The sequence below is a fragment of the Streptomyces sp. NPDC021115 genome (assembly GCF_044333065.1).
In the GTDB taxonomy this organism is placed as follows: Bacteria; Actinomycetota; Actinomycetes; order Streptomycetales; family Streptomycetaceae; genus Streptomyces.
This window is the reverse complement of the sequence record NZ_JBIRQF010000044.1, coordinates 1-12706: the sequence shown is the minus strand read 5'-3', so window position 1 is coordinate 12706 and position 12706 is coordinate 1. Positions and strand designations below refer to the sequence as shown.

The 12706-nt window shown below is 70.3% G+C and carries 2 protein-coding genes; both read right to left on the bottom strand.

Annotated features, from left to right (window positions below):
* Positions 1-7946, bottom strand: a 7946-nt coding sequence (locus ACH4TL_RS45645; protein ID WP_398425531.1) for an SDR family NAD(P)-dependent oxidoreductase, incomplete at its 3' end; no start/stop codon positions are given.
* A 48-nt stretch (positions 7947-7994) separates the two neighbouring features.
* Positions 7995-12706, bottom strand: a 4712-nt coding sequence (locus tag ACH4TL_RS45640; protein ID WP_398425529.1) for a type I polyketide synthase, incomplete at its 5' end; no start/stop codon positions are given.

Here is a 12706-nt window from a genome sequence, read left to right as displayed (position 1 = left end):
ACCACGCCGGACACCACGGCAGTGCCACCCTCGGCCAGAGCGGTCACCTCTGCGCGCAGGGTGTCCCCGTCGGCGCCGAGTACGACGGCACGGTGGTCGAGCACAGCGCGCGTGGCCGCCAAAGACAACCCGATATCGGCGGGAGTGGCGTCCTCCTCGTCGAGGAAGGCCGCCAGCTGCCCAGCCTGCGCGCGCAAGGCTTCCGCGGTCCGGCCCGAGAGCACCCACGGCACGACGGCCGGCTCCGAGGTCGGCCGCTCGCCGCCCGTGGCCGGTTCGATCGCGGGAGCTTCCTCGGCCTCCTCGATGATGACGTGCGCGTTGGTCCCGCTGATACCGAAGGACGAAACACCCGCCCGGCGCGGGCGGCGGCCGCCGCGAGGCCACGCGCGAGCTTCGGTCAGCAGCCGTACCGCACCGGAGTCCCAATCGACATGCGACGAAGGTTCGTCGGCGTGCAGCGTCCGAGGCAGCCGCTGCTCGCGCAGCGCCATCACCATCTTGATCAGCCCGGCCGCGCCGGCCGCGGCCTGACTGTGCCCGATGTTCGACTTCACCGAGCCCAGCCACAGCGGCTCGGCATGATCGCGGTCCTGCCCATAGGTCGCAAGCAGTGCCTGCGCCTCGATCGGGTCGCCGAGCGTGGTGCCGGTGCCGTGGGCCTCGACCGCGTCCACTTCGGACGGCGATATCCGCGCGGCGGCGAGCGCCTGCCGGATCACCCTCTGCTGCGACGGACCGTTCGGCGCCGTCAGACCATTCGACGCACCGTCCTGATTGACCGCGCTGCCGCATACGACCGCCAGCACCGGATGCCCCAGGCGCCGCGCGTCGGACAGCCGCTCCAGCACCAGCACGCCGGCCCCCTCGGCCCACCCGGTACCGTCCGCGGCCTCCGCGAAGGACTTGCACCGACCATCACCGGCCAGCCCGCCCTGCCGCGAGAACTCCAGAAAGATCCCCGGGGTGGCCATCACCGTCGCGCCGCCGGCCAGGGCCAGGTCGCATTCGCCCGCCCGCAGCGCCTGGCCCGCCAGGTGCAACGCCACCAGCGCGGACGAGCACGCGGTGTCCACCGACACCGCGGGGCCCTCAAGGCCGAGGGAGTAGGCGAGACGGCCCGATGCGACGCTCGGGGTGCTGCCGGTGAGGAGGTAGCCCTCCGTCTCTCCCTCCGGCTCGTGCAGGTTCCCGCCGTACCCGTTCGCCGACACCCCGGCGAACACGCCGGTGGCCGAGCCGCGCAGCGACAGGGGATTGATCCCGGCCCGCTCCAGCGCCTCCCACGAGGTCTCCAGCAGCAGCCGCTGCTGCGGATCCATCGCCAGGGCCTCACGCGGCGAGATCCCGAACAGCTCGGCGTCGAACCGCGCCACGTCCGGTACGAATCCGCCACCACTGACGCCGGTCGTGTCGACCAGCGTGCGCACGTCCCAGCCACGATCGGCGGGCAGCGAGGAGAAACCGTCACCGGCCGAGTCGACCAGGTCCCACAGCGCCTGCGGCGAGGTCGCGCCACCCGGATACCGGCAGCCCATACCAACGATGACGATGGGGTCGTCGTCCACGAACGTCGTCGTCTTCCGGACGGGCGAAGCGGTTTGCTCGGCCACCGCGCCCAGGACCCGCGTACGCAGGTGGTCCGCCAGCGCGGCGGGGTTCGGGTGGTCGAAGATCAGGGTCGCGGGCAGCTGGACGGCGGTCGCGGTGGTGAGGCGATTGCGCAGGTCCACCGCGGTCAGCGAGTCGAAGCCGAGGTCCTTGAATGCCCGTCCGGCATCGACCTCCGCGCCCGACGTGTGCCCCAGCACCCCGGCCACCTGGGTCTGTACGAGGTCGAGCAGCAGCCGGTCCTGCTCGGCGGCGGGCAGTCCGCCCAGGCGGCGGGCCAGCTCCCCGCCGCCGGCGGCGGCAACCTGCCCGGCGGCGGTCCGGCGCTGCCGCATCGCCGGGACGAGTCCGTGCAGCACGGCGGGCAGGCTGTCGCGTACCGCGGCGAGTGCCGAGGTCCGTAGGGCGACCGGCACCGCGACCGGCTCGTTGATCCGCAGGGCGATGTCGAGGAGGGCCAGCCCGTGGTCGGTCCCCAGGGCCGGGAAGCCCTGGCGCCGCATCCGGCTCAGGTCGGCTTCGCCGAGTCGGCCGCCCATGCCTTCGGAGTTCTCCCACATGCCCCACGCCAGCGACACAGCCGGGAGCCCCTGGGCTCGCCGGGATACCGCGAGGGCGTCGAGAACCGCGTTGCCCGCGGCGTAGGCTGCCTGGCCCGCATTGCCCACCACACCCGCGAAGGAGGAGAACAGGACGAACGCGTCCAGATCACGGTCCGCGGTGAGTTCGTGCAGATGAATGGCGGAATCGGCCTTTGCCGCCAGCACCCCGGCAAGCCGTTCCGGAGTCAGCTCCGCGATCATCCCGTCGTCGAGCACCCCAGCGGTGTGCACCACGCCCCTCAACGGGGCATCGTCGGGGACCGCATCCAATACATCCGCCAGCGCCTGCCGGTCGCTGACATCACACGCGCGGATCGTCACCCGCGCACCGAGAGCGGTCAGCTCCCGTTCGAGCTCACCCGCCCCCGGCGCGTCGGGCCCACGCCGGGAGAGCAGCAAAAGGTCCTGAACCCCGTGTTCCGTGGTCAAGTGCCGGGCCACGACCGCGCCGAGACCACCCGTACCGCCGGTCACCAACACCGTGCCACGCTCACCCCACGGCACCGGCAAGGTCAGCACAACCTTGCCGACATGCTTCGCCTGCCCCAGGAAACGCAACGCCTCCGGCGCCCGCGCAATGTCCCACGCCGTGACCGGAACCGGCCGCAGCACACCCTTCTCGAACAACCCCAACAACGCCGCCAGCATCTCGCCGATCCGCTCAGGACCCGCATCCATCACATCGAACGACCGGTACGTCACCCCCGGATGAGCATCAGCCACCTCACCCGCATCCCGAATATCGGTCTTGCCCATCTCCACAAACCGACCACCCGGCCGCGTCAACCGCAACGACGCATCCACGAACTCCCCGGCCAGGCAGTCCAACACCACATCCAGCCCGACACCATCGGTCGCCGCAGAGAAAACCTGTTCAAACTCCGTGGTACGCGACGAAGCAATACGGTCCGCCGCAACACCCAGCCCACGAACAGTCGGCCACTTGGCCTGACTCGCCGTCGCGAACACCTCCGCACCCAAATGCTGAGCCAACTGCACCGCCGCCATACCCACACCACCAGCAGCGGCATGAATCAACACCGACTCACCGGCCCCCAGCCCCGCCAGATCGACCAGCGCGTAATACGCCGTCAGATACACGATCGGCACCGACGCCGCCTGCTCGAACGACCAACCACCCGGCATACGCGCCAACATCCGCGCATCCGCCACCGCCGACGGCCCGAACCCACCGTCCAGCAGACCCATCACACGGTCACCCACAGCGAAGTCGTCCACACCCGGACCGACCTCCACCACAACCCCGGCACCTTCATGCCCGAGCCGACCAGCGTCCCCCGGATACATCCCCAGCACATTGAGGACATCCCGGAAGTTGACCCCCGCCGCACGCACACCCACACGCACCTCGCCGGGACGCAGCACCTGGGGTTCCTCGGGCACCAACGCGACACCGTCCAACTGGCCCTTGGCCACAATGTCCAACCGCCATGCCGAACCCACACCCACCGGAGGCTCCAACACCCCGCCCGAAGCCATCCGCACCAGCCTCGGCAGCCACACCCGCCCCTCACGGACCGCGACCTGGTCCACACCCAGCCCGGCGAGGCCGACAGCCAGGGCCTCATACGACTCCCGCACACCATCAACATCGGCCAGCACAAACCGCCCCGGATGCTCACTGACCGCCGACCGCACCAAACCCCACACACCCGCACCAGCAAGATCCAGCACATCACGAGCACCAACCTCGCCCGAGGCCACCTCCACCGCACCCGACGTCAACACCACCAACCGCGACCCCGCAAAGCGCCGCTCGGCCAACCATTCGCGGACCACGGCCAGCACACCGGCCACCGCGTCGGTGACCTCGGTGTCTGAGGAGCGGAGCGGAAGCACGACGGTGTCCGGGACGGCGGAACCGTCATCCAGCGCGGCGGTCAGCGCGGCCAGATCGGCATAACCGGTCACCGGAACACCCACGTCGCGCCACTCATCGGTCTCGTCGAGTACGGCCCAGGCAGCACCCGACCCGCCGAGTTCGCCGGGAGCGGGGGCGGGGGCGGGGGCGGGGATCCAGTCGAGGCGGAACAGGCCGTCACGAGTCGGGGAGTTCGCCGCGGCCAAATCCGCGGTCGACACCGGCCGCAATACCAGCGACTCCACCTCGGCCACCGGAACACCCGTAGCGTCGGCGATCTGCAGGGCGACCTCGCCAGATCCCCCCACGGACAGCCGCACCCGCACCGCGGCCGCACCGACCGCCGACAACGACACACCCGACCACAAGAACGGCAGCACCACTCCCTCGCCGACCTGGTCCCCCAGCCCCAAGGCGTGCAGCACGGAGTCCAGCAGTGCCGGGTGCAGACCGAAGTCGGCCGCATCACCCGACAGCGACTCGGGCAGAGCCGCCTCTACGAACAGGTCCTCGCCGTGCCGCCAGACCTCCCGCAGACCACGGAAAGCCGGACCGTACACCAGGCCACCACCGGCGAGCCGTTCGTACAGGCCCTCCACCGGAACCCGCTCCGCACCGACAGGCGGCCACACGGCCAGATCCCAATCCCCGACAGCCCCACCAGAGATGAGAGTCCCCGTGGCATGCAGAATCCACGGCTCCTCGGCCGCCGCGTCCTCCGGGCGCGAGTAGACGCGCACTGCGCGTCGGCCCTCCTCCACGCCCTCGGCACTGTCGATGCTGAGCTGCACCTGCACCGCGCCCTGCTCCGGCAGCACCAGCGGTGCCTGCAGAGTCAGTTCCTCGACCCGCTCGCAGCCGACCCGCTCGCCGGCCTGCACCGCAAGCTCAACGAACATCGTGCCCGGCACCAGCACCGAGCCCGCCACAGCATGATCAGCCAGCCACGGATGCGAGGGGACCGAGAGCCGCCCGGTCAGCAGCACCGCGTCCGATCCGGCCACGGTCACCGCGGCGCCGAGCAAGGGGTGCTCGGCCGCGCCCAGGCCCAAGCCACGAGCGTCGGTGACCGGCCGGGAAGCCTCGAGCCAGTACCGCTGCCGCTGGAACGCGTACGTCGGCAGGTCCACCCGTCGCGCGCCCGTCCCGGCGAAGACTGCCGCCCAGTCGACCTTCGCGCCACGCACGAACACCTCGGCCACGGCAGCCAACACGGTCTCGGCTTCAGGCCGCCCCTTACGCAGGGCCGACACCACAGTCACGTCCGAAGCCGCCTTAGCCAGCGCGGCCAGCACCGGATCCGGACCGACCTCCAGCAGCCGACTGACACTCTGTGGACCGGTGGCGTTCTCAAAAGCATCGTGGAAGCGAACCGGTCGACGGACCTGCCGCACCCAGTAGTCAGCAGTCGCCCAATCCCCTTCGTCCACCAGCTCACCCGTAACCGTGCTCACCGCCGGGAGACTCGGCTGCCGGTAGGTGAGGGTCGACGCGATGTCGGCGAACTCCGCGAGCATCGGCTCCATCAACGGCGAGTGGAACGCATGACTCACCCGCAGCCGCGACACCCGCCGACCCCGCTCCCGCGCAACCGCCATCACCCGCCCGACCACGTCCTCGCCACCGGAGACCACCACCGCACTCGGCCCGTTCACCGCCGCGACCGCCACCCGCTGCGAGTCCGGCAGCCCCCGCAGAATCTCGGAGACCTCCGCCTCCCCGCCCTCGACCGCCGCCATCGCACCACCGGCGGGCAGCCCCTGCATCAACCGCGCACGACCCCCCACCAACCGCGCCGCATCCGCCAACTCGAACACACCCGCCACATACGCCGCGACAAACTCACCCACCGAGTGGCCCAACACCACATCCGGACCCATGCCCCACGACCGCAGCAACTCCACCAACGCGACCTGCACCGCGAACAACGACGTCTGCGCATACCCGGTCCGCTCCAGCAGAGCCGCCTCCGCCGAACCCTCCGCCGCGAACAACACCTCCCGCACCGAAACCTCAAACCCCGGCCTGCCCGCAAGCTCCGCGTCCAGAAAACCGCACACCTCATCCAGGGTCTTCGCGAACACCGGGAACACGCCATACAGCTCACGCCCCATACCAAGCCGCTGACTGCCCTGCCCCGTGAACATCCAGCCCGTACGCCCCTCCGACACCACGCCGGACACCACGGCAGTGCCGCCCTCGGCCAGCTCGGCGACACCCGAACGCAAATCCTCCAGATTCCGGCCCAGCACGACAGCACGGTGATCGAGCACAGCACGTGACGTCGCCAGCGACAGACCCAAGTCGATACCGGAGCAGTCCTGCTCTTTGGCAGACTCGGCCAGGCGTCCGGCCTGCGCCCGCACCGCCTGCGCGCTCCGGCCCGACAGCACCCACGGCACCACCGGTAGCCGCTGCCCCGAAGGCGGCTCTTCGGCCACGTCAGGTTCGGGCTGGAGCTCGAACTCGGGCGCTTCCTCGACGATGATGTGCGCGTTGGTGCCGCTGATGCCGAAGGACGAGACGCCCGCTCGGCGCGGACGCTCCCCCTTCGGCCACCTACGAGCCTCCCTCAGCAACTGCACAGCACCCGCCGTCCAGTCCACCTGCGCCGAAGGCTCATCCACGTGCAGCGTCCGCGGCAACCGCTCCACACGCAGCGCCATCACCATCTTGATCAGACCAGCAACACCAGCGGCAGCCTGCGTATGGCCGATGTTCGATTTCACCGAACCCAGCCACAAGGGCTCGTCCTCGGACCGCGCCTGACCATACGTCGCCAGCAGTGCCTGCGCCTCGATCGGGTCACCCAGCCGCGTACCCGTACCGTGCGCCTCAACAACGTCCACCTCGGACGCCGAAAGCCGGGCCGACGACAACGCCTGACGAATCACCCGCTGCTGCGACGGACCATTCGGCGCCGTCAACCCATTCGACGCACCATCCTGATTGACCGCACTCCCACGTACGACCGCCAGCACGTGATGCCCCAGGCGCCGCGCGTCGGACAACCGCTCCAGGACCACCACCCCAGCACCCTCGGCCCACCCCGTCCCGTCCGCACTATCCGCAAAAGACTTACAACGGCCGTCCGAGGCCAGACCCCGCTGCCGCGAAAACTCAACGAACGTCGACGGAGTCGACATGACGGTGACACCACCGGCCAACGCCATCCCACACTCCCCCGCGCGCAGCGCCTGACACGCCCAATGCAGGGACACCAACGACGACGAACACGCCGTATCCACCGTCACCGCGGGTCCCTCGAACCCGAACACGTACGCGATACGGCCGGAGAAAATGCTGCCCGCGTTCCCGTTCCCGAGAAAGCCCTCGACTTCCTCCGGAGCGACCTGCAACCGCGACGCGTAGTCGTGGTACATCAGCCCCGCGAACACACCCGTCGACGAACCACGCAACGACAACGGATCAATCCCGGCCCGCTCCAGCGCCTCCCACGACGTCTCCAGCAACAACCGCTGTTGCGGATCCATCGCAAGGGCCTCACGCGGCGAAATACCGAACAGCTCCGCATCGAACTCGGCCGCGTCGTGCAGAAAACCGCCTTCCCGCGCGTACGAGGTGCCCGCACGATCCGGGTCCGGGTCGAACAGGGCCTCGAGGTCCCAGCCACGGTCGGCCGGGAACCCGGTGATCCCGTCGCCGGCCGAGTCGACGAGCTCCCACAGGGACTCGGGAGACGACACACCGCCCGGGTAGCGGCAGCCCATCCCCACGATCGCGATCGGCTCGTGGTCCTTCGCCTCCGCTTCTCGCAGACGCTGGCGGGTCTCGCGGAGGTCGGTTGTGAGACGCTTGAGGTACGTCAGCGTCTTCTCATCAGTGGACACGTGAGCCCAGCCCCTTTGTCGCGCGTGAGGGTGTCGTCATGAGCGCCCTCATCCTTCGAGTTCGCGATCGATGATTTCGAACATCGAATCGAGTGAAGCGGAATCGATATCTTCGTTCTCGGTACCGTCGCCGCCCAGGTCTTCCTCCAGCCGCGCCACCATCGCCTTGACCCGTGACCGCACCTGCTTGCGCAGCGCGCCGTCCTGGGCCATCGAGAACACTGCGGCTTCGAACTTCTCCAAGTCGCTCAGGCCGAAATCGCCCTCGCCCGAGCCCTGGTTGAGCTGGTCGCGCAAGTACCCGGCGAGGCCCTCGATCGTCGGATGATCGAAGACAAGGCTGGCGGGCAGGGTGAGCGCGGTCGCGCTGCTGAGCCGGTTACGCAGGTCCACCGCGGTCAGCGAATCGAACCCGAGATCCTTGAACGCCCGCCCCGGATCGATCACACCAGCGGAACCATGTCCCAGGACCACCGCGACCTGGGACTGCACAAGGTCCAGCAGCACCCGGTCCTGCTCGGCCGCGGACCGGCCCCGCAGGCGGCGGGCAAGCGCATCGGAACTGCCCGCACCGCTCCGGTCCCCGGCACGCCGCTGCCGGGCGGCCATCGGCACGAGGCCGTGCAGCATGCCGGGCAGGCTGTCCCGGCGTGCGGCCAGTGCCGTGGTGTTGACCGAGACCGGCAGCGCGACCGGCTCGTCGGACCGTACCGCCATGTCGAACAGCGCGAGCGCGTGCTCGGTGGTCAGCGGCGCGAAGCCCTGCCCGCGCAGACGGGTCAGGTTCGCGTCACCGAGGCGGCCGCCCATGCCGTCGGGGTGTTCCCACATGCCCCACGCCAGGGAAACGCCGGGCAGCCCCTGGGCGCGTCGGGACACCGCGAGTGCGTCGAGCACCGTGTTGCCCGCCGCGTAGGCCGACTGCCCGGCGTTTCCGACTACTCCGGCGATCGAAGAGAACAGTACGAACGCCTGGAGGTCGGATTTCGCCGTCAGGTGGTGCAGGTGCAGCGCCGACTCCGCCTTTGCCGAAAGCACATCGGCCAGGCGTTCCGGAGTGAGGTCGGTGATCATGCCGTCGTCGAGCACACCGGCGGCGTGCACCACCCCGGCCAGCGGCGCATCGTCAGGGACTGTGTCGAGCACGTCGGCAAGTGCCCGCTCGTCACTGACGTCGCAGGCGGTGATCGTCACACGGGCGCCCAAGTCGACCAGTTCCCGATGGAGTTGCTGGGCGCCGGGGGCTTGGTGGCCTCGGCGGGAGATCAGCAGCAGATTCCGTACGCCGTGCACGGATACGAGGTGGCGGGCGATCACGGCGCCCAGCCCGCCGGTCCCACCGGTGATCAGCACCGTTCCCTTGTCCCAGCGTGTCGCCGGGATGTCTTCGCCGGTGGCGGGGGTCATTCGGGCGACCCGGGGCACCCAGGTCCGGCCTTGTCGCACCGCGAATTGACTCTCCCCGGATTCCGGGGATTCCCCGGAACCGGCCGGGTACGCCGCCAGAGCCCGGTAGGAGTCCGGGTCGCCATCCACATCGGCCAGCGCGAACCGGCCCGGGTGCTCGTTCATCGCGGACCGCACCAGGCCCCACGCCCCGGCGGCCGCCAGGTCGAGCTCGCCCGTGTCGGAGGCAGGGTTCACCGCGACCGCGCCCGTGGTCGACACCATCAGACGCGAACCCGCCAAGCGCTCCTCAGCCAGCCACGTCCGCATGGCCCCCAGCACACCAGCAACCACACTCAGGAGATCCTCAGAATGTGGCGCCACCGGTAGCACGACTGTCCGCGGAACCGCCACACCGTCGTCGTCCAGGGCAGCGATCAACGCGTCCAAGTCGGCGTAACCGGTCACCGCGACTCCCGCGGCAGACCACCCGTCCTCGTGCTGCGGATCGGTGCCGAGGACGGCCAAGTCGCCACGTTCGCCGGGCTCGGCCGGAGCCGGCGCGGGGGTCCACTCCAGCCGGAACAGGCTGTCGGCCGTGGCACGGGCGGCAGCAAGGTCGGTGGCCGACACCGGCCGCAGTACCAGCGACGCCACCTCGGCCACCGGGTCGCCCGCAGCATCGGCCACGCGAAGCCGGAACTCACTCGAGCCGCGCCTCGACAGCCGCACCCGTACGGCAGGGGCGCCGACGGCGGACAGCGACACGCCGGACCAGAGGAACGGCAGCATCGTGCCCTCGGCGTCCGGGTTCTGGAGCCCGAGCGCGTGCAGCACCGTGTCCAGCAGCACCGGATGCAGACCGTACGCCGACGCCTCCCCGGCCACCTCCTCCGGCAAGGCGGCCTCCACGAGTAGGTCACCGTCCTGAGCCCATGCATTCCGAAGCCCCCGGAACGCGGGTCCGTAGGCCAGTCCGGCGCCGGTCAGCCGCTCGTACAGCCCGTCCAGCGCGACCGGTTCCGCACCGGCAGGCGGCCAAACACTCAGGTCCCAGTCAGCGGCGGCACGCTCGGCCGTAAGGGTGCCAGTGGCGTGCAACGTCCACGGCCGGTCGGCCGAGGCGCCCTCCGGGCGCGAATACACACGCAGCGAACGCTGCTCCCCACCGGGCTCCGGCGCGTCAATACTGAGCTGCACCTGAACCGCGCCGTCCTCGGGAAGGACCAACGGCGCCTGCAAGGTCAACTCTTCCACACGGTCGCACCCGACCCGGTCACCCGCCTGCACAGCAAGCTCAACGAACGCGGTACCCGGCACCAACACCGAACCCGCCACCACATGATCAGCCAGCCACGGATGCGACCGCACCGAAAGCCGTGACGTCAGCAGCACCGCATCCGAACCCGCCACCGCAACCGAAGCACCCAACAACGGATGCCCCGCCGCACCCAGACCCAGCCCCCGGGCGTCGGTGACCGGCCGGACGGGCCCCATCCAGAAACGTTCGCGCTGGAACGCGTACGTCGGCAGGCCGATCCGCTCGGCGCCGCTCTCGGCGAACACGGCGGACCAGTCGACCTTGTCCCCGCGTACGAACAGTTCCGCCACCCCTGCCATCACGGTCCCGGCCTCGGCCCGTCCCTTACGCAGCACCGACACCGCCGTGTCCACTTCGGACTGAGCGAGCGCGGTCAGTACCGGGTCCGGACCGATTTCGAGCAGCCGAGCCGCCGCCTGCTCGCCGGTTGTGGTCAGCAGGGCGTCGTGGAAGCGCACCGGGCGACGGACCTGGCGCACCCAGTAATCCGGGGTGGCCCAGTCCTGCTCATCGACCGGCCGCCCGGTGAGGGTGCTGGCCGCCGGAAGGATCGGCTGCCGGTACGTGACGCTCGCCGTGATCTCGGCGAACTCCGCCAGCATCGGCTCCATCAACGGCGAGTGGAACGCATGACTCACCCGCAGCCGCGACACCCGCCGACCCCGCTCCCGCGCAACCGCCATCACCCGCTCAACCACATCCTCATCACCGGAAACCACCACCGCCGTCGGCCCGTTGACCGCCGCAACCGCCACCCGCTGCGGGTCCGGCAGTCCTCGCAGAATCTCGGAGACCTCGGACTCCTCGCCCTCGACCGCCGCCATCGCACCCCCCGCAGGGAGCCCCTGCATCAACCGGGCACGACCCGCCACCAACCGAGCGGCGTCCGCGAGATCGAATACGCCCGCTGCGTAGGCGGCGGCCAGCTCGCCGACCGAGTGGCCCAGCACCACGTCCGGGCGCACGCCCCAGGAACGCAGCAGCTCCACCAACGCGACCTGCACCGCGAACAGCGCCGTCTGGGCATACGCCGTCCGGTCCAGCAGCCCCGCCTCTTCGGAGCCGTCGTCCGCGAACAGCACCTGCCGCACCGGGACAGGGAACTCGGCGGCGCCATCGAGATCGGCGTCCATATGGCCGCAGACCTCGTCCAGGGTCCTGGCGAACACCGGGAACCGTTCGTACAGCTCGCGGCCCATGCCGGTCCGCTGGCTGCCCTGGCCGGTGAACATCCAGGCCGTCCGCGCTTCGCTCGCCACACCGGACACCACGGAGGCGTCACCGTCGGCCAGCGCGGCCACGCCCGAGTGCAGGGTGGCGAAGTCGGCGCCGAGCACCACTGCCCGGTGTTCCAGCGCCGCGCGGGTCGTCGCGAGCGAAAGGCCCACATCCGCCGGGGAACGGTCGGGGCCCTCAGCGAGGAATGCCGCCAGTCGTGCCGCCTGGGCCCGCGTCGCTTGCGGGCTACGGCCGGACAGCACCCACGGCACCACCGGCAGCCCCGCCGACGGCCGCTCCACGGCCACGGGCGGCGCGATCGTGAGAGCTTCCTCGGCCTCCTCGATGATGACGTGCGCGTTGGTTCCGCTGATGCCGAACGACGAGACACCCGCCCGACGTGGCCGCTCACCGCGCGGCCAGGCGCGGGTCTCGGTCAGCAGCTCGACCGCGCCGGACTCCCAGTCCACGTGGGACGAGGGCCGGTCGACGTACAAGGTCTTCGGCAGCTTCCGTTCCCTCAGCGCCATCACCATCTTGATCAATCCGGCCGCGCCGGCCGCGGCCTGGCTGTGCCCGATGTTCGACTTGATCGAGCCCAGCCGCAGGGGATCCTGACCGTCACGGCCCTGGCCGTACGTCGCCAGCAGTGCCTGCGCCTCGATCGGGTCGCCGAGCTTGGTGCCGGTGCCGTGGGCCTCCACTGCGTCCACTTCGGATGTCGAGAGGCGCGCGTTCGCCAGCGCCTGGCGGATGACGCGCTGCTGGGAGGGGCCGTTCGGCGCGGTCAGACCGTTGGAGGCCCCGTCCTGGTTGACCGCGCTCCCGCGTACGA